Origin of the sequence: Streptococcus oralis subsp. dentisani (assembly GCF_002096685.1) — a bacterium.
GTDB lineage: Bacteria > Bacillota > Bacilli > Lactobacillales > Streptococcaceae > Streptococcus > Streptococcus oralis_AD.
Window position 1 is genome coordinate 138,918 of record NZ_NCVA01000041.1, and the last position, 18,951, is coordinate 157,868.

Here is an 18,951-nt window from a genome sequence, read left to right on the forward strand (position 1 = left end):
TGTATCATGAAATCCATTTTTAGTCTTCTTCGACCATAACTTTATCAGCCAGAAATTCAAATCCTTCTGGAATCAGGCTCTCTTCTTCCACCTCTTGGTCAGCTTTAGGAGACTTGTTTTTAGCTGAAAATGCTGCTCGAACCTCTTTCCATTCCTCTAGGGAAATAGCCAGTATCTCAGGTGAAAATCCAGCAGCCTGACTGAGGATGTTGCCAAACATGGTGTTAAGATTATCTCGTTTCATGGTTTGACCAGCATTGAAATTAGACTCAAAGGCTAAAATAGCATGGTGTTCATTGGCCGCAACTGGTTGAGAACCTACGAGAAGGGCCTTATCAGGTCCAGCTAAACTTTCAATCACTTCTCCCCATGCATTCTGGAGGCGAATCAAGTTTTGCCGTGCCAAATCAGGATTTTCGACAGCTTCTTGCAGGATAGACTGAACCTTGTTGCGATCCACTCGATAGACTGTCTTGGAAGTGGCTGGACGACTAGGAACTGGCGCAACTTGTTTAGGAGCCGTGCCCACATTGGCAAGTTCTTGTTTGAGACGGGCGACTTCCTGTCTTAGTGCAGAAATTTCACTTTCAACAGCTCCCGAAACCGCAGATTCAGGCTTGATTTCCGCTAAACGAATGGTCATCATCTCAGCGTAAATCTTGGGTTGCAAACTGGCCTTCATATCTGCTAAACTGACTGTCGCTAGACGAATCATTTCAAAAAGGCTTTCCTGGGAAAGAGCTAGATTGTCCATAAAAACTGGACTATGATGAGTATTTTCGCCACCTGTCTGAACAACCAGTAGATCACGCAAATACTGCAAGAGATCCGTCACAAACCGAGTCATGCTTTTGCCATTTTCAAACAAAAGATTCAAAGAATCGAGTGCTTTTGGGACATCCTGTTGGGCCAAGGCGGCCACATAGTCATCTAGAGCTGAAAGACTAATAGTGCCTGTAATCTCCTCAGAAATAGCTGTCGTTAAAGCATTCCCTTGCGTCAAACTCAAGGCTTGATCCAGAATAGACAAGGCATCCCGCATTCCACCTTCAGCCCGTCTAGCAATTATTTCCACAGCCTCTGGTTCAGAACTGATATTCTCTTTTGACAAAATAGTTTGGATATGGTCCTTAATATCTTGCGTTCGAATCGATTTAAACTCAAAACGTTGAACACGAGATAAAATGGTTGCTGGAATCTTGTGCAATTCAGTAGTTGCCAAAATAAAGACGACATTCTGAGTCGGCTCTTCAAGCGTCTTCAAAAGCGCATTAAAGGCTCCCGTAGACAGCATATGAACCTCGTCGATAATGTAGACCTTATAACGTGCCAAACTAGGAGCATAGGTGGATTTATCACGAATTTCTCGGATTTCATCAACTCCGTTATTCGAAGCCGCATCCATTTCGATAACATCTTCTAAGTTACCTTCTGTCACAGCCTGACAGATATAGCAGTTATTACATGGTTCTCCGTCCACTTGGTTCGGACAGTTCATAGCCTTGGCAAAAATCTTAGCCACACTGGTTTTCCCAGTTCCACGAGGACCTGAGAAAAGATAAGCGTGACTAATCTTTTCCTGCTCAACCGCTTGTCTTAGAGTTTTTGCCACAACCTCTTGTCCTACCAGTTGTGAAAAAGTCTGGCTTCTATATTTTCGATAAAGTGCTTGATACATTAGGCTTTCTCCTCAAACATTGTAAAGTCCCATTCTGTCTTCTCAAGCAAAATAGCGACAAATTGTTCCAAGTAATCACGATCAATAGCATTGTAATCATCAATCAGAGAAGAATCCAAGTCTAAGACTCCAACTAATCTCCCATTCTTAAGCATAGGAACTACGATTTCACTCTTTGCCATACTATCACAAGAAATGTAGTTTGGATAGGTGCTCACATCGCCAACTAAAACAGTCTCCTGAAACTCAGCGGCTTCTCCACACACGCCTTTTCCAAGTGGAATGCGAATGCAAGAAACTCCACCCTGAAAAGGACCTAAAACCAACTCACTTCCATCAAACAGATAAAAACCTGCAAATACAGTATTGGGAAAGCGAGATTTTAGGAGGGCACTAGCATTCGAAAGATTGGCAAGAACATTACTCTCACCTTCTAGTAAATAAGAGAGTTCCTCATTTAACAATTGATATTGTGATTGTTTTTCTGAATCTAACATAGAACTATTATATCAAAAATGAGAAAGAGACAAAAGAAAAATCCCTTGTTTTAAACAAAGGATTTTATGATTATCAATTTGATTAAAGTTCGATATCACCGAACAAGTCAGCCATTGAGAATCCTGTTTGTGTTTCTGGAAGTTCGAAATCACGTTTTTCTTGACGTTTTGGACGACGTGGACGAGCAGCGCGTTTTTCTTCTTTTTGTCCTTCTTCTTGAGCTGGACGTTCTTCAAGAGCTTTGATAGAAAGTGATACACGTTCTGCGTCAGCGTTAACATCAAGTACTTTAACAGTAACTTCTTGACCAACAGTAAGAGCTTCTTTTGGATTTTCGATACGTTTGTGTGAAATTTGTGATACGTGAACAAGTCCATCGATACCTGGCAATACCTCAACAAATGCACCAAAGTCAGTCAAACGTTTAACTGTTCCTTCTACTACATCACCTTTAGCCAATTTTTGCTCAACGCCATCCCATGGTCCAGGTGTTGTTGCTTTAAGTGAAAGTGATACGCGTCCTTCTTCTTCGTTAAGATCAAGGATCTTCACTTCGATTTCTTCACCAACAGTTACAACTGATTTAGGTGATACGTTACGTTCATGTGACAATTCAGTCAAGTGAACCAATCCGTCAACACCACCAAGGTCGATGAAAGCACCGAAGCTTGTGATACGAGCAACTTTACCAGTTACGACATCACCAACAGCCAATTTACCGAATACTTCAGCACGAGCTGCTGCAGTAGCTGCTTCAACAACTTCACGACGTGAAAGGATGAAGCGGTTTTCTTTAGGATCAACTTCTTTGATTTTAGCATCAAATTCTTGACCTACGAAACGCTCAGTGTTACGTACGAAACGAGTATCCAACATTGAAGCTGGGATGAATCCACGAACACCTTCAAATTCTACTGAAAGTCCACCTTTAACGGCACGAGTTCCTTTAACAGTAACAACTTCTTCTTCGCGTCCTACAAGTTTGTCCCATGCTTTGCGAGCTTCAAGGCGTTTTTTAGATACAAGGTATGTAACTGTATCAGTATCTTTACCAACTACTTGACGAAGTACAAGAACATCCAATACTTCTCCTACTTTCACAAAGTCATTGATATCTGCATCGCGATCGTTTGTCAATTCGCGAAGAGTCAAGACACCTTCAACACCAGTCCCAGAGATTGCAACGTTAGCTTGAGTCGCATCAACTGTCAATACTTCAGCACTAACAACATCACCAGGCTCAACTTGGCTAACGCTATTTAGCAAATCTTCAAATTCGTTCATCTAAAAAATCCTCCAACAATCAAGTTTTTCCAAACTTGACATACTTATAATTTTTTTCCTAAGCACCCGCAAAGACATGTTCATATCGTTCACGCCTTTCAATTATAAAAATAAAATACCCTAAGATATTTTTCTTTTTATCTTGAATTTATTACCTAAGAACTGGGGTAGCTGGATTCGAACCAACGCATGAGGGAGTCAAAGTCCCTTGCCTTACCGCTTGGCTATACCCCATTGATGAATGGAGAGAGAGGGATTCGAACCCCCGAACCCGAAGGAGCGGATTTACAGTCCGCCGCGTTTAGCCTCTTCGCTATCTCTCCAATGTTTAACGAGAACTATTATATCATGAAATTTTCAATAAAACAAGTATTATTTTGTCAAATTATAGTTTTCAATCAAAATTTCCACAGCTTTTTCAAGTTTTTTATAAAAACTATCGACATTTCCATTCTTTATGATGGCAAATTGGCTATCTAATTCGGCAATTTCCCCAATAACCTTTTTCCCGATCGTCAAAACGTATCCTTCATAGCTGTCTTTTCCAACAGTCACTTGTGCATCAGTTAATTGGATTTCAATTTTCTTATCTTTTTTACTCATACTGTACCTCTTTTCACTTTTTCTATTGTACAAGAAAATGCTCAAACTAGCAAGAAAAAACTCCATTTCAGTCCTTACAACTGCTATGGAGCTCTTCTTTATTTCATGTCTTTTAGTCCACTTTGACAATCCATCCTTCAGGCGCTTCTACATCACCAAATTGGATACCAGTCAATTCATCATAGAGTTTACGTGTAACAGGACCTACTTCTGTTTCACTATAGAAAACATGGAAATCATCGCCATGTTGGATGCCACCAATTGGAGAGATAACTGCTGCTGTACCACAAGCACCTGCCTCTACAAAACGATCCAAATTGTCAATCGGAACATCACCTTCAACCGGTATCAAGCCCAAGCGGTGTTCTGCCAAGTAAAGCAAAGAGTACTTGGTAATAGATGGCAAGATAGATGGACTCAATGGCGTAACAAATTCATTGTCAGCTGTAATTCCAAAGAAGTTGGCTGATCCGACTTCTTCAATCTTTGTATGTGTAGATGGGTCTAGGTAGATAACATCTGAAAATTGGCGTGACTTGGCCATTTTACCTGGAAGGAGACTAGCAGCATAGTTCCCACCTACCTTGGCCGCACCTGTACCATTTGGAGCTGCCCGGTCGTATTCATCCTGAATCAAGAAATTCGTTGGGACTAAACCACCTTTAAAATAGTTACCAACTGGCATAGCAAAGATGGTGAAAATATACTCTTCTGCTGGTTTAACCCCAATAATATCCCCAACACCAATCAACAGCGGACGAAGATAAAGGGTTCCACCTGTTCCATATGGTGGTACGTATTCTTCATTTGCACGCACAACTGCTTTACAAGCTTCTACAAACATTTCTGTTGGAACTTGTGGCATCAAAAGACGGTTGCAGGTACGTTGCAGACGCTTGGCATTTTCGTCAGGACGGAACAGTTGAACACTGCCATCTTTGGTACGATAGGCTTTCAATCCCTCAAATGCTTGCTGTCCATAGTGGAGACTTGGAGAAGACTCTGAAATATGCAAGGTTGCATCCTCTGTTAATTCTCCTTGATCCCATTGACCATTTTTGTAGTGAGCGATATAACGGTAAGGTAATTTCATATATGCAAAGCCAAGATTTTCCCAATCAATTGCAACTGTCATGTGTTTCTCCTTTATACTATTCAAACTATGTGTTCTATTCTACACTTTTCTAGTAAAATTTCAAGCATTATTTGTAATTTTCTGAAAATTTTTTCAACATAAAGAAATCAGCCCCTTGGACTGATTTTTTTATGAACTCGCTTTATCCTCTTTAAAGGCTTCTTTGAGGTAAGCATCGAAAACTTCTTCATCTGAAATCGTGTCTGAAATAAAGCTTCCATTGCTAGTACGTTCTGACAAATTGAGCTCTTGCAATCGACTCTCATAGATTGTTCCCTTGTTCGATTGGACAAGTAACGTTTGGTCGTTTTCTTCTACTTCTGTACTAAAAAGATCACCAACGAAACCATGCTCTGCAACTGCTCCTGCTAAGAAGACACGGTGCGGTTTGTTTTTCAACTCACGCAAGACTTGTAGTCCTCGTTTGGCACGGCTGGTTGCTGGAATTTCGTCAATAGAAACACGTTTCAAGCTTCCACGTTGGGTCAAGAGGTAGAAGGATGAGGTGTTACAGATAAAGGCTGCCTGAAGCCTATCATCTGCTTTCAGGTTCATAGCCTTGACACCTGCTGCCTTGGCACCTACAACCGGAACCTCTTCGATATTGAAACGAAGGGCATAACCGTTTTGACTAATCAAGAGAACATCATCTAGTTTAATCGGTGCCACTGCTACAATCTGGTCTGTCTTGTCTTTGAGTTTAGCGTACTTAACAGACTTAGACTTGTAGGTCCGCCATGGAGAGAATTCTTTGCGTTCTACACGCTTGATTTGACCAAGACGAGTCGCTGCAAAATAAGTTGTCGCATCATCAAACTGATCCACTACTTCTGCATAGAGGATTTCTTCGTTAGTTTCAAAGTTTGTAATGGTCTGGCTCAGATGCTCTCCGATATCCTTCCAACGAATATCTGCCAATTCATGGATTGGTCGATAAATGATATTTCCAAGAGTAGTGAACATCAAGAGGTGCTGCGTTGTCTTGGCAGTTTGCACAAAGATCAAACGATCATCATCACGTTTGCCAATTTCTTCCAGAGTGGATGCCGCAAAGGAACGTGGACTAGTACGTTTGATATAACCTGCCTTAGTCACGCTGACATAGGTATCTTCCTCGGCAATCAAACTAGCTGTATCAATCTCGATTGCTTTCGCAGTATCTTCCAAAGCACTCAAACGTGGTGTCGCAAATTTCTTCTTGACCTCACGAAGCTCTTTCTTCATGAGATTGTACATAGTTCGTTCATCACCGATGATAGCCGCAAGCATGGCAATCTTTTCACGAAGTTCTGCTTCTTCTTCCTGCAAGACAACCACGTCTGTATTGGTCAAACGGTAAAGTTGCAAGGTAACGATGGCCTCAGCCTGCTCTTCTGTAAAATCATAGCTGACCTTGAGGTTTTCCTTGGCGTCAGCTTTGTTCTCAGAAGCACGGATAAGGGCAATGACTTCGTCCAAGATAGAGATGACGCGAATCAAACCTTCAACGATATGGAGGCGTTTTTCAGCCTTTTCCTTGTCAAAACGGGAACGTGCCAAAATCACTTCACGACGGTGGGCGATGTAGCTAGACAAAATTGGGACAATTCCGACCTGACGAGGCGTGAAATTGTCAATCGCCACCATGTTAAAGTTGTAGTTGATTTGTAGGTCGGTGTATTTGAAGAGATAGTTGAGGACAAGCTCCGTATTAGCGTCTTTCTTGAGCTCAATAGCGATACGAAGACCGTCACGGTCAGACTCATCACGAACCTCAGCAATACCTGTCACCTTATTATTGACACGAACATCATCGATTTTCTTGACTAGATTAGCCTTATTGATTTCATAAGGGATCTCAGTAATAACGATTTGTTCCTTACCACCTTTTAGCTTTTCAATTTCCGTCTTAGAGCGAACGACCACGCGCCCCTTCCCAGTTTCATAGGCCTTCTTGATTTCATCACGGCCTTGGATGATGGCTCCTGTAGGGAAATCTGGTCCAGGCAAAAATTCCATGAGCTTCTCAATCTTGGCAGTTGGGTGGTCAATCATATAGACTGTAGCATCGATAACTTCAGCCAAATTATGCGGTGGAATATCTGTGGCATAACCAGCCGAAATCCCAGTCGAACCATTGACCAAAAGGTTTGGAAAGGCTGCTGGGAGAACAGTTGGCTCTTTCTCGGTATCGTCAAAGTTCCATGCAAAAGGAACTGTCTTTTTCTCGATATCCTGAAGAAGGTAACCAGCAATCTCAGACAAACGCGCCTCGGTATAACGCATTGCGGCAGGTGGGTCCCCGTCCATAGAACCGTTATTACCGTGCATTTCAACTAGAATCTCACGATTTTTCCAATCCTGTGACATACGAACCATGGCATCATAGATAGAACTATCACCGTGTGGGTGGAAATTCCCCATGATGTTCCCGACAGACTTGGCAGACTTACGGTAACTCTTGTCAAAAGTATTGCCATCCTTATTCATCGAATAAAGAATGCGACGCTGAACCGGCTTCAATCCATCACGAATATCTGGCAAAGCCCGGTCTTGAATAATGTACTTGGAGTAGCGACCAAAGCGCTCTCCCATGATGTCCTCAAGGGACATGTTTTGAATGTTAGACATAGGATACTAAGCCCGTAAAATGCAAAGTAAAAATAGGAAATTCTTAAAGCGAGCGATGTTCGCAAGAGAATTTATCTTTTTCACACAGCATTTAGAGCGTGTTCAACTCCTTTCAAAGAATCTAGAGTATGTGTAATGATAAAAGGATGTAGAAAGGATTAGTCCTGTGTTCAGTTACTAGAACCAAACTATCCTTTCTGTAGTTTAAAATACGTTTTTATAAGTTAACGATTGGAAAGTCTCTTTTCAGCATACTCAATCATCTTCTCAGCCACTTCCTTATCATAGTCAAATCCCATCTTTTGAGCAAGGATTTTAGCTTCTCTGTGAAAGAGATTCATTGTAGAGAATAGGGATTGAGTGTTTTTTTCTATACTTGAAAAATCAAGCAGATTTGAGAACTCCTTCTCTTTCTCTGTAGGTAAATACTGGAAAAGATACTTATAGTTCTTACCGATATCGACAGTCGCCTTATCACTTGCGACCTGCCAAGCCAAGATCTTCAAGAGTTCTTGTTGGCAAATACCATAGAGATGGTCAGTCGCATAGATGAGCTGATTTCGACAAATGCCCTTCACTACATAGGCAGAAACCCACCAAAATTCATTGCAGGCTTTTTCAAAATCAATCGGGCTAGCTGGATTCGTCCAGTAACGCTCTGGACTTGTAGTATAGGATTCAAACAAGCCTTTCTCATCTTTCAAAACTGTATAATCAGCTTCACTATCCACCCACTCTTGGATGTGGTCTTTGGGGCAAAGGGTCAAATCTATCCGATTGCCATCTTCAAAGAGCATAAGATAAAGTCGACGGTTTCCCAGCACATTATACTGTTCAATCAGACGGTTGCCAAACTGGTCCAACCAAGCAAGGTCACTCGTCAGATTATCTAAATCGTCCACGATATAAACAACATCATAGTCTTGAAACTCATCTTTTGGCGCTTTTGTATCAGTCCGTGAACCAGAAATAGCGACAGCCTCGACTTGTAAAGTTTTGGCAGTCTGTAAAATCACATCAAGCATTTCTGTCTCTGTTCTCATATCAATACCTTCTCGTTTTATCGGATATTAGTTATCTGCTTCTTGCTTGCTTTTCTTTGGTGTTAATTTTTTATAGCGACTACGGATAGCGTTGAGATGGTCACGGAGATCGGCATACTGCTTTTTATCTGGATAAGCATAGGCGTTGATTGCAGTAAAATCCACAAGGAAGTCATAGATTTCTTGTAGTTTTGCACGGACTTCCTTGTTTTGACTAGGTGCCTTGCCTTTTTGCTCAGCCAAGCGCTCCTTATAGGCTTTTTCAAACTGAGCCTGCGCCTTTGTCAAGGTTTCTACATGAGTTGTCAAATGCAGGGTTGAAAGGGCAGTTTGGTAGTCAGTATCTTTTAGCTCCTTAAGCAAATGGTTAATAGCTTCTGTCTCTTTTTCGTATCTCATGCTCGCTAGCCCAGCATAATTTTTGAAAAGTTTGCTGAGTTTGTCGTAAGCTTCCTTACTACTCGCCTCTTTCACACGAGAGAAGGCCTTGACCAAACCAGTCAAGGTAGAAAGCGCATCATCACGCTCACGATCAGACGCTTCCAGACTAGCCACCGTTTGACTGGCCTTGGAACGGTGCAAACCAGATTGCAAGGTCTCAAGAAGTTTCTCCATACCCCCTAGTTTCGTTGCGTAAACCTGCTCAGACTTATTGGCTTTTGTAAAAGCCCCCAACTCGTCCTTGCTCTCAGATAGAAGTTGGAAGAATTCGTTGTTTTCTAAATTGCGTACAGTTAAACTCGTGATTCCATATTCTTTTTTCATAAAACTCCTCTTTCAATGATGTATTTTTAAGTTTTTGCTCTAAAATAATTCAGAACATATCTAAATATTCGTATTTTGCTCCAATAACTCAAAACACACATGTGTGTTTTGAGTTATTTCCCGCTAGACAAGATATTCTTCAAGTATGGTTTCTTGTTTTAGGACTGGGGAAGGTAATTTTTCGTGTGGGATATTGTTTCAAAATAGTAAAAATCAAAAATACTTCTGTAGATGTATTCCTGTTTGATAAAAATGAAGAATTGCTGTTTGTTCTGCAAGTGATGCTTCATTTGCTATTATTCTATAAGCTGGAGGAAAATCCAGAGGAAGCGTTGATAAGTCTCCAATATCTTTTAAAATAGGATTGACATTTTTTTCTTGTTCATTTCTATCATAATCACTGGCATAATCTAAGAAATAATTCGATTCGTTTTTAAAATCATTATACATTTTCTCATCAAAAAGACTAATGAATCGATGATAAATAAAATTAAGTTCAAACCAAGCTTTTCTGTAGGGATTACCAAAAATGGTTTGTGCAACCTTAACTGATATAAGCTCGTCAAATCCTTGGGACATCAGTACCTGTTTTAGATAACTAAATATGAACCAATCTTTAATTTTAGTTCTTTCAAGAGGGTTATCAAACTCCAAATCCCAGTTAGGATTATAGTCAGGATTTACTATAGTTGGAATCACAAACCTTCCATGTGCCGCTGCATTTCTTATAATTCTTAAGTCTGAAAGTACTGCTTTATGTAAAACAATATCTCTAACAAAAGGAGTTAATAAACGCCCCCCTGTTGAAATACTTTCTCTTGAAAAATCATCAAACTTAACAAGCAAAGATTCTAAAGTACTTAGATCCATTTGATCCATTAAGTCATCTAATGGTATTATATCGGAATTAATATAATCAAATTTATCTGAGTAACTTAGATACTTATATCGATTTTGAGCTCTCTTATATTGACCCATCTTAACATTGTCAGTAGAGTTTTTCCAATATTTTACCACTTTAACAGCAATCTCATTTCCACCCTCTCTCTGAGTGGATAACCTGCTTAATAAGCTCTTATATGAATTTTCAATTCCTAATATCCATCTTAATATCTTTTCTCTGAATACTTTGTCAATATCATCAATTTTAATAATATGTTTGACATCAATAATTTTAGAGTTGCCTAAGTTTTTTTCAATAAAAAACCCATTAACAAGATAATCTAACATATAAGGTTGAAAACCAATTTTTTTCAGATATTCATATAAAATAGCATCATCATCTACCAAAATAGAATCATAAAGTTTTTTTAACTTGGAAGCAGTAGACTGATCAACTATAGCTTCAAACTCTCTGATTTCGTTTTCCATTTGATTTTTGGTTGGTAGTTGAATATTAAACAAATCAAATTTTTCTTTTACTTGTTCCAAATAGGACTTTGATTCCACACGCTTTTCCTGAATTAAATTTCGAGAATCAAACTTTAAGTCACTAGCTTCTCTAATTATCTTATCTCTAAGACTCACTCCCTTTTTTATATTAAACTCTACCCCTTTACTATATTCAATGTACTCAATACCATCTATTTCTTTTATCATCTCAGGAGTAAACTGAAATGGAAGCTCCTCACCTTCTTGACCAAAACTATCCGTAGAAATATATCCGTAATTTCTAAATAGCTTGATAATTCTTCCCACACCTTTTTTCTTCTTGTTTTTATTTTTTCCCATTCTAAAAACTCCTATAACCTATACCTTCAATTTCCTCAAAACACCATTTCCCCACTTTCCTCAAGCGTAAACTTTACATTATCTTCAATCCATTTACGACGTGGTTCGACCTTATCACCCATGAGAACATTGACGCGACGTTCAGCGCGAGCCAGATCTTCGATCGTGACACGGATAAGGGTACGGGTTTCTGGGTTCATGGTTGTTTCCCAGAGCTGGTCCGCATTCATTTCACCAAGTCCCTTGTAGCGTTGGAGGGTAGCACCTTTGCCGAATTGCTTGCGGAGTTCTTCTAGCTCTCCGTCCGTCCATGCATAAGCCACTTCTTCTTTCTTGCCTTTTCCTTTAGACATCTTGTAAAGAGGTGGAAGGGCGATATAGACATGTCCTGCTTCGACTAGGGGTCGCATATAGCGGTAGAAAAAGGTTAAGAGCAAGGTCTGGATATGGGCACCATCTGTATCCGCATCGGTCATGATGATGATCTTGTCATAGTTAGCATCCTCAATAGAAAAGTCTGCTCCAACACCCGCACCGATGGTATAAATCATGGTGTTGATTTCCTCATTTTTGAGGATATCCGCCATCTTGGCCTTGGCTGTATTGATAACCTTACCTCGAAGAGGTAGGATAGCTTGGAATTTACGATCACGACCTTGCTTGGCAGAGCCACCGGCAGAGTCCCCCTCGACCAGATAAAGTTCATTCTTGGCAGGGTTTTTAGACTGGGCTGGCGTTAATTTCCCAGAAAGCAAGCCCTTATCTTTTTTATTTTTCTTGCCATTTCGGCTCTCATCACGCGCTTTACGTGCTGCTTCACGGGCGTCACGAGCCTTGATAGCTTTGCGGATGAGATTGGAAGCTAGTTCTCCATTTTCCATAAGGAAGAAAGTTAATTTTTCAGCAACAATGCTATCCACAATTGGGCGAGCCAGTGGACTGCCTAGTTTGTCCTTGGTCTGTCCTTCAAACTGGAGGTGTTCTTCAGGAACTAGGATAGAAAGAACGGCCGCTAGTCCCTCACGATAGTCTGAACCTTCAAGGTTTTTATCTTTTTCCTTGAGAAGTCCCGTCTTACGCGCATAGTCATTCATGACCTTGGTAATAGCAGACTTGAGCCCTGTTTCATGCGTTCCACCATCCTTGGTACGAACGTTATTGACAAAGGATAGAATGTTATCAGAAAATCCATCATTGTACTGGAGAGCTACCTCCACTTGGAAACCATTGTCTTCCCCTTCGAAGTAAAGAACAGGCGTCAAAGTTTCCTTATCTTCATTCAGATAGGAAACAAAGTCCTGAACTCCATTTTCATAGTGAAACTCAATCGCTTCATCTGTTCGTTTGTCAGTTAGCGACAAGGTAACATTTTTTAAGAGAAAGGCTGACTCATTGAGGCGCTCTGAAATGGTATTGTACTTGAAGTCAGTCGTAGAGAAGATCGTCGCATCAGGCATGAAAGTGACTTTGGTACCTGTCTTAGACTTGGGTGCTGTACCAATTTTCTTCAAGGTTGTGACGGGTTTCCCGCCATTTTCAAAACGTTGCTTGTAGACTGTACCGTCACGGGTAATTTCAACTTCCAACCAACTTGAGAGTGCATTAACGACTGAAGATCCCACTCCGTGGAGACCACCAGATGTCTTATAACCACCTTGACCGAATTTTCCTCCAGCGTGGAGAATGGTAAAGATAACTTCAACAGTTGGAATTCCCATGGCGTGCATCCCGGTCGGCATCCCTCGACCATGGTCCTCTACTGTCAAACTTCCGTCTTTATTGATGGTCACATCAATGCGGTCACCAAATCCAGACAAGGCTTCATCAACTGCATTGTCCACTATTTCCCAGACTAGGTGATGAAGACCCGCACCGTCAGTCGATCCGATATACATCCCCGGACGTTTACGAACCGCATCCAACCCTTCTAGCACCTGAATGGCGTCATCATTGTAGTTATTAATATTGATTTCCTTTTTTGACACAAGGAACCTCCTATTTGTTCATCTTTTCTATTTTACAGGTTTTCTAGGGATTTTGCAAAGTTTTTCCCGTTCAGCTGTCACAATTTCACAAGAGATTCTCAACCTTTCTACACCATTTCATGGTATAATAGAACCATGATGACATTTGTATTATTAATTTTAGCTTATCTACTAGGTTCGATTCCGTCTGGTCTATGGATTGGACAAGTTTTTTTTCAAACAAATCTGCGCGAACACGGTTCTGGAAATACTGGTACGACCAATACTTTCCGTATTTTGGGTAAGAAAGCAGGTATGGCAACCTTTGTAATTGACTTTTTCAAAGGAACCTTGGCCACTCTGCTTCCAATTCTTTTCCACCTACAAGGTGTATCACCTCTCGTCTTTGGACTTTTGGCTGTGATTGGACATACCTTCCCTATCTTTGCAGGATTTAAGGGGGGCAAGGCTGTCGCAACCAGTGCTGGAGTGATTTTCGGTTTTGCGCCTGTCTTCTGCCTCTACCTAGCAATCGTATTCTTTGGAAGCCTCTATCTAGGTAGTATGATTTCACTGTCTAGCGTTACTGCTTCTATCGCAGCCGTTATCGGAGTTCTCCTATTTCCACTATTTGGATTTATCCTGAGCAGCTATGACCCCCTCTTCATTCTGATTATCCTAGCACTTGCTAGCTTGATTATCATTCGTCACAAGGATAATATCACACGTATCAAAAATAAAACTGAAAATCTCGTCCCTTGGGGATTGAACCTAACCCATCAAAATCCTAAAAAATAAAACGCCAGTTTGAATGAACTGACGTTTTTTTGTATGCTTATTTTGATTTGATGTAGTTGATACCATCTGCCTTAGGAGCAACTGCTTTTCCGAAGAAGGCTGCCAAGACAATGACTGTCAAAACATAAGGCGCAATTTGGAGGTAAACCGCAGGTACTCCTTGCAAGAAAGGAAGCTGAGAACCGATAACTGCCAAACTTTGTGAAAGTCCAAAGAAGAGACTAGAAAGCATAGCACCAATTGGATTCCATTTACCAAAGATCATCGCAGCAAGAGCGATAAATCCAGGACCGACAATAGTTGTCACTGAGAAGTTGACAGAAATGGATTGAGCATAAATCGCTCCACCAATTCCCCCTAGGAAACCTGAAATAATAACCCCAAGATATCGCATCTTGTAGACATTGATCCCCAAGGTATCCGCTGCCTGAGGGTGTTCACCAACAGAGCGAAGACGAAGACCAAAACGTGTCTTAAAGAGAATAAACCAAGCAAGGAACGAGAAGGCAATCGCAATATAACCTAGCAAACTTGTTGACTTGAAGAAAATATCTCCAATCACTGGGATATCAGCCAAAACTGGGAAATCAAAACGTCCAAAAGTCTGGCTTAAGTTATCCGTTTGTCCTTTGTTATAAAGAACTTTAACCAAGAAAACTGCTAGGGCAGGAGCCATCAAGTTCAATACTGTACCACTGACAACATGGTCCGCACGGAAATGAACTGTAGCGACTGCATGGATGAGGGAAAACATAGCTCCCACGATACCGGCAACTAACAAGGAAATCCAAGGAGTCGCTGCTCCAAGTTGTTCTGCAAACTCAAGGTTAAAGACAACCCCAGAAAAGGCTCCCATAACCATAATTCCTTCAAGACCGACGTTAACGACACCACCACGTTCAGAGAAAACTCCTCCGATACTCGTAAAAATAAGTGGTGCTGAGTAAATCAGCATAGAAGAGACCAAGAGGGTGAGTAATGTTGTAATAGACATCCTTACTTACCTCCTTTAACTTGTTTTTTCGGTTTGACAAAGCGTTCAATAATATAGTGAACACTGACAAAGAAGATAATAGACGCTGTTACAATGCTGACAAGCTCAGACGGAACTTGCGCTGCGTTCATACCTGGCGCACCAACTTGCAGAACCCCAAATAAGAAGGCTGCAAAGAGGATTCCAATTGGTGAATTTCCAGCAAGCAAACTAACTGCCATCCCGTTAAATCCGATAGCTAATGATGATCCCTGAACGTAAACGTTTTGGAAGGTTCCAAGCCCTTCGACCGCTCCACCGAGACCAGCCAAAGCACCAGAGATAATCATTGATAGGATGATTGTACGTTTTGCTGAAATACCAGCGTACTCTGAAGCATGGGGATTGAGACCAACTGCTCGAATTTCAAAACCGAGAGTCGTTTTCTTAAGCAAGAACCAAATCACCCCAACAGCAATGATAGCAAAGAAGATACCGATATTCATACGAGAATTACCAGTCAACTCAGATAACCATGGTGTCTGGTAACTAGCATTGGCACTCACACGAATTGTTGAGTCTGTACTTTGCATAAAGTCTTTCGGGAAAGAATGAATAAAGGCGTTCCCTACATACAAAACAATGTAGTTCATCATAATGGTTACGATAACCTCTGACGTACCGAGATAAGCTCTGAGAATACCTGGAATTGCACCAACAATTCCACCTGCAATCAGAGCAATCACCACAGTCGCTAAAATCAACATTGGACGTGGCATATCTGGATGCGACAAGGCAAACCAACCGCTGAGAATCCATCCCGCTAGCGCTTGACCTGGCAAACCAACGTTAAAGAAACCTGCCCGACTAGCAACAGCAAAACCAAGACCAATCAAGACTAGAGGTCCCATGGCACGGAAAATTTCCCCAATCCCACGAAGGCTACCAAAAGCTGTATAAAACAGCTCCTCATAACCCCAGATAGCATCGTAGCCGAAGATCCACATGACAATGGCTCCGAGCAAGATTCCTAAGAATACGGAAATCAAGGGAACCGAAATTTGTTGTAATTTTTTAGACATCACTCTTCTCCTTTCCCAAGTTTCCACCTGCCATCAAGACACCAAGTTCTTGTTTGTTAGTCGTTTCTGGCGACACAATACCTTGAATCTTCCCATCGTGGATAACAGCAATACGGTCTGAGACATTTAAAATCTCATCCAATTCAAAACTGACAACGAGAACAGCCTTGCCATTATCACGTTCCTCAATCAAGCGTTTGTGAATGTACTCAATGGCACCAACGTCCAAACCACGAGTTGGCTGGCTGACGATAAGGAGTTCAGGATCACGATCAATCTCACGAGCAATAATCGCTTTTTGTTGATTTCCTCCTGAAAGAGCTGCTGCTGGAACAAATTCGCTTGCCGCACGGACGTCAAATTCTTCCATTAATTTCTTTGCATGTGAAGTGATATTCGCATAGTTCAAAATACCATTCTTACTGAGTGGTTCTTTATAGTAGGTTTGAAGAGCGATATTTTCTGAAATCATCATCTCCAAAATCAATCCATCACGGTGACGGTCTTCAGGAACATGCCCTACACTGAGTTCCGTAATTTGTCGTGGGTGCATTCCCACGATTGATTTGCCTTTTAATTCAATACTACCAGACTCAACCTTACGAAGGCCTGTAATGGCTTGAATGAGTTCAGATTGACCATTGCCGTCAATACCCGCAATACCAACAATTTCACCAGCTCGAACATCCAAAGAAAGATTCTTCACAGCTGGTACACCGCGATTTTCATTAACAACCAAGTCCTTAATAGACAAAACAACTTCTTTTGGTTGAGGTGCCTGTTTCTCCGTTTTAAAGGAGACAGAGCGCCCTACCATCATTTCTGCCAAATCAGCATTGGTAGCTCCAGCAATCTCAACCGTCTGGATTGATTTCCCACGACGGATAACCGTCACACGATTGGATACCGCACGAATTTCATCCAGTTTATGAGTAATCAAAATAATGGATTTTCCTTCTTTGACAAGGTTTTTCATGATAGCCATCAGCTCGTCAATCTCTGAAGGAGTCAATACAGCTGTAGGTTCGTCAAAGATAAGGATATCAGCACCACGATAAAGTGTTTTCAAGATTTCTACACGTTGTTGAGCACCAACGGAAATATCTGCCACCTTGGCAGCAGGATCCACTGCCAAACCATAACGTTCAGAAAGAGCCTTGATTTCTTTAGTAGCTTCAGCTATATCTAGCACACCATTTTTAGTGATTTCACTCCCCAAAATGATATTTTCAGCTACTGTAAAAGCTTCAACCAACATAAAATGTTGGTGAACCATCCCAATTCCTAGACTAGCAGCTTTAGAAGGTGAATCTATTTTGACAACTTGACCATTCACCGCAATTTCACCACTAGTTGGCTCAAGAAGTCCTGCCAGCATATTCATCAGAGTGGATTTACCCGCTCCATTTTCTCCTAAAAGTGCATGGATTTCACCTTTTCGCAGTTGCAGATTTATCTTGTCGTTTGCTACAAATTCACCAAACACCTTGGTAATATCCCGCATCTCAATGACATTTTCGTGTGCCATATGCTCTTCCTTTCAGAGGTTTATTTTATTTCAATAAAACCTGCTAATCACATTAACAAGCTCTATTGAGACAAAAATTGCCTCAATTCTTAAAGAAGCGACCGATGGCCGCTTCCTAAGAAATGACTTTTATTCATTATTTTTCAGGAACTTTTACACTTCCGTCAAGGATTTTAGCTTTTGCATCTTCGACAGCTTTTTTACCTTCTTCTGAAAGGTTTGTTACTGCCAAGTCAACCCCTTTATCTTTCAATGAGTAGACGATAACTTGTCCACCAGGGAATTCACCTTTTTCTGTTTTGTTGGCAATATCTTTTACAGTTGTACCAACTTGTTTCAATGTAGATACAAGAACGAAGTTTGATTCTTTACCATCTTTAGAAGTGTATTTACCTTCTGCTGCTTGGTCACGGTCTACACCAATAACCCAAACTTTTTCGTTTTCATTTTTGCTTTCGTTCAAAGATTTTGCTTCAGCAAAGACACCAGCACCTGTACCACCAGCTGCTTGGTAGACAACGTCTGCACCTGCAGCGTATTGAGCTGCTGCAATTGTTTTACCTTTGGCAGCATCACCAAATGAACCAGCGTAGTCAACTTGTACTTTGATAGATGGGTCTACTGACTCAACACCAGCCTTAAATCCAGCAGCGAAACGTGAAATAACTTCAGATTCGATACCACCTACAAAACCAACTTGTTTTGTTTTAGTTGTTTTAGCTGCTGCAACACCAGCAAGGTAAGCTGCTTCGTTATCAGCAAATGTTACGCTCGCAACATTCTTTTGATCTTTGATCACATCATCAATCAAGACATAGTTTAAGTCAGAGTGGTCTTTTGCTGCCTCTTCAACTGCATTGTGAAGTGCAAAACCAACACCGAAGATCAGGTTGTAACTTCCAGCCGCTTGTTGCAAGTTGTTAGCATAGTCTGCTTCACTTGTTGATTGGAAATAAGTAAAGCCTTTATCTTTAGAAAGATTGTGTTCTTTACCCCAGTCTTGTAAACCTTCCCAAGCTGATTGGTTAAATGATTTATCATCAACACCACCAGTATCTGTTACGATCGCTGCTTTCGTCTTCATTTCAGATGAAGATGAAGCTGCGTTACGAGAAGAGCGGTTACCACATGCAGCAAGTCCAACTGCTGCCACTGCAACTAGACCAAGGCCTAGCCATTGTTTCTTGTTCATTACTGAACCTCCTAAATAAGATGTGCAACGATGTTGCAAGTATAGATCGTTTGGTCACGTAGACCAC

15 protein-coding genes and 2 tRNA genes are annotated in these 18,951 nt (G+C 41.1%); 1 reads left to right on the forward strand and 16 read right to left on the reverse strand.

What is annotated here, in order from left to right; all coding sequences use genetic code 11:
* Window positions 1-19: 19 nt before the first annotated feature.
* From dnaX to parE, 12 genes are all read right to left on the reverse strand, one after another.
* On the reverse strand, window positions 20-1,678 hold the full coding sequence (gene dnaX / locus B7705_RS07330; protein WP_084948741.1) for a DNA polymerase III subunit gamma/tau: 1,659 nt from the start codon (window positions 1,676-1,678) through the stop codon (window positions 20-22).
* Window positions 1,678-2,175: a GAF domain-containing protein gene (locus B7705_RS07335; RefSeq protein WP_009730266.1), complete on the reverse strand. Its 498-nt coding sequence runs from the start codon at window positions 2,173-2,175 to the stop codon at window positions 1,678-1,680. The genes dnaX and B7705_RS07335 overlap by 1 nt, the downstream gene beginning before the upstream one ends.
* Window positions 2,176-2,257: 82 nt before the next feature.
* A complete protein-coding gene (gene rpsA, locus B7705_RS07340) occupies window positions 2,258-3,460 on the reverse strand; it encodes a 30S ribosomal protein S1 (RefSeq protein ID WP_001001617.1) in 1,203 nt (400 codons plus the stop codon).
* Window positions 3,461-3,622: 162 nt separating this feature from the next.
* Window positions 3,623-3,694: transfer RNA gene (locus tag B7705_RS07345), tRNA-Gln, on the reverse strand.
* 8 nt (window positions 3,695-3,702) lie between these two features.
* Window positions 3,703-3,783: transfer RNA gene (locus B7705_RS07350), tRNA-Tyr, on the reverse strand.
* 49 nt (window positions 3,784-3,832) lie between these two features.
* Window positions 3,833-4,063, reverse strand: coding sequence for a DUF2969 domain-containing protein (locus B7705_RS07355; RefSeq protein WP_084948743.1), 231 nt, complete (start codon window positions 4,061-4,063; stop codon window positions 3,833-3,835).
* A 112-nt stretch (window positions 4,064-4,175) separates the two neighbouring features.
* Entirely contained in the window at window positions 4,176-5,213 is a 1,038-nt protein-coding gene (locus tag B7705_RS07360; RefSeq protein WP_345789021.1) for a branched-chain amino acid aminotransferase, read from the reverse strand.
* Window positions 5,214-5,327: 114 nt separating this feature from the next.
* Entirely contained in the window at window positions 5,328-7,808 is a 2,481-nt protein-coding gene (gene parC / locus B7705_RS07365; RefSeq protein WP_084948746.1) for a DNA topoisomerase IV subunit A, read from the reverse strand.
* A gap of 224 nt (window positions 7,809-8,032) precedes the next feature.
* On the reverse strand, window positions 8,033-8,851 hold the full coding sequence (locus B7705_RS07370) for an aminoglycoside 6-adenylyltransferase (RefSeq protein WP_084948747.1): 819 nt from the start codon (window positions 8,849-8,851) through the stop codon (window positions 8,033-8,035).
* 27 nt (window positions 8,852-8,878) lie between these two features.
* Window positions 8,879-9,616 carry a DUF6261 family protein gene (locus B7705_RS09785; protein ID WP_162284885.1) on the reverse strand — a complete coding sequence of 246 codons (738 nt, stop codon included), beginning with the start codon at window positions 9,614-9,616 and terminating at the stop codon, window positions 8,879-8,881.
* Window positions 9,617-9,829: 213 nt separating this feature from the next.
* Window positions 9,830-11,347, reverse strand: a complete 1,518-nt coding sequence (locus tag B7705_RS07385; RefSeq protein ID WP_084948749.1) for an Abi family protein — start codon at window positions 11,345-11,347, stop codon at window positions 9,830-9,832.
* A 35-nt stretch (window positions 11,348-11,382) separates the two neighbouring features.
* On the reverse strand, window positions 11,383-13,332 hold the full coding sequence (gene parE, locus B7705_RS07390) for a DNA topoisomerase IV subunit B (RefSeq protein ID WP_084948750.1): 1,950 nt from the start codon (window positions 13,330-13,332) through the stop codon (window positions 11,383-11,385).
* A gap of 135 nt (window positions 13,333-13,467) precedes the next feature.
* Here parE and plsY point away from each other — a divergent pair, with 135 nt between their 5' ends.
* Entirely contained in the window at window positions 13,468-14,109 is a 642-nt protein-coding gene (plsY, locus tag B7705_RS07395; RefSeq protein ID WP_084948752.1) for a glycerol-3-phosphate 1-O-acyltransferase PlsY, read from the forward strand.
* Between the two features lie 37 nt (window positions 14,110-14,146).
* On the opposite strand, the gene B7705_RS07400 is transcribed toward plsY, so the two are convergent.
* The 4 genes from B7705_RS07400 to B7705_RS07415 form a co-directional block, all read right to left on the reverse strand.
* Window positions 14,147-15,103, reverse strand: a complete 957-nt coding sequence (locus B7705_RS07400) for an ABC transporter permease (protein WP_084948754.1) — start codon at window positions 15,101-15,103, stop codon at window positions 14,147-14,149.
* Window positions 15,104-15,105: 2 nt separating this feature from the next.
* On the reverse strand, window positions 15,106-16,164 hold the full coding sequence (locus B7705_RS07405; RefSeq protein ID WP_000038676.1) for an ABC transporter permease: 1,059 nt from the start codon (window positions 16,162-16,164) through the stop codon (window positions 15,106-15,108).
* Complete coding sequence (locus B7705_RS07410; protein ID WP_084948755.1) at window positions 16,157-17,692, reverse strand: ABC transporter ATP-binding protein; 1,536 nt, start codon at window positions 17,690-17,692, stop codon at window positions 16,157-16,159. Before B7705_RS07410 ends, B7705_RS07405 begins: the two co-directional genes overlap by 8 nt.
* A gap of 136 nt (window positions 17,693-17,828) precedes the next feature.
* Complete coding sequence (locus B7705_RS07415; RefSeq protein WP_038805409.1) at window positions 17,829-18,884, reverse strand: BMP family lipoprotein; 1,056 nt, start codon at window positions 18,882-18,884, stop codon at window positions 17,829-17,831.
* Window positions 18,885-18,951 lie beyond the last annotated feature (67 nt).

Coding starts and splice junctions, on each gene's coding strand:
- dnaX (WP_084948741.1), bottom strand. CDS start 1,678: ATGTATCAAGCACTTTATCGAAAATATAGAAGCCAGACTTTTTCACAA.
- B7705_RS07335 (WP_009730266.1), bottom strand. CDS start 2,175: ATGTTAGATTCAGAAAAACAATCACAATATCAATTGTTAAATGAGGAA.
- rpsA (WP_001001617.1), bottom strand. CDS start 3,460: ATGAACGAATTTGAAGATTTGCTAAATAGCGTTAGCCAAGTTGAGCCT.
- B7705_RS07355 (WP_084948743.1), bottom strand. CDS start 4,063: ATGAGTAAAAAAGATAAGAAAATTGAAATCCAATTAACTGATGCACAA.
- parC (WP_084948746.1), bottom strand. CDS start 7,808: ATGTCTAACATTCAAAACATGTCCCTTGAGGACATCATGGGAGAGCGC.
- B7705_RS07370 (WP_084948747.1), bottom strand. CDS start 8,851: ATGAGAACAGAGACAGAAATGCTTGATGTGATTTTACAGACTGCCAAA.
- B7705_RS09785 (WP_162284885.1), bottom strand. CDS start 9,616: ATGAAAAAAGAATATGGAATCACGAGTTTAACTGTACGCAATTTAGAA.
- B7705_RS07385 (WP_084948749.1), bottom strand. CDS start 11,347: ATGGGAAAAAATAAAAACAAGAAGAAAAAAGGTGTGGGAAGAATTATC.
- plsY (WP_084948752.1), top strand. CDS start 13,468: ATGATGACATTTGTATTATTAATTTTAGCTTATCTACTAGGTTCGATT.
- B7705_RS07400 (WP_084948754.1), bottom strand. CDS start 15,103: ATGTCTATTACAACATTACTCACCCTCTTGGTCTCTTCTATGCTGATT.
- B7705_RS07405 (WP_000038676.1), bottom strand. CDS start 16,164: ATGTCTAAAAAATTACAACAAATTTCGGTTCCCTTGATTTCCGTATTC.
- B7705_RS07410 (WP_084948755.1), bottom strand. CDS start 17,692: ATGGCACACGAAAATGTCATTGAGATGCGGGATATTACCAAGGTGTTT.
- B7705_RS07415 (WP_038805409.1), bottom strand. CDS start 18,884: ATGAACAAGAAACAATGGCTAGGCCTTGGTCTAGTTGCAGTGGCAGCA.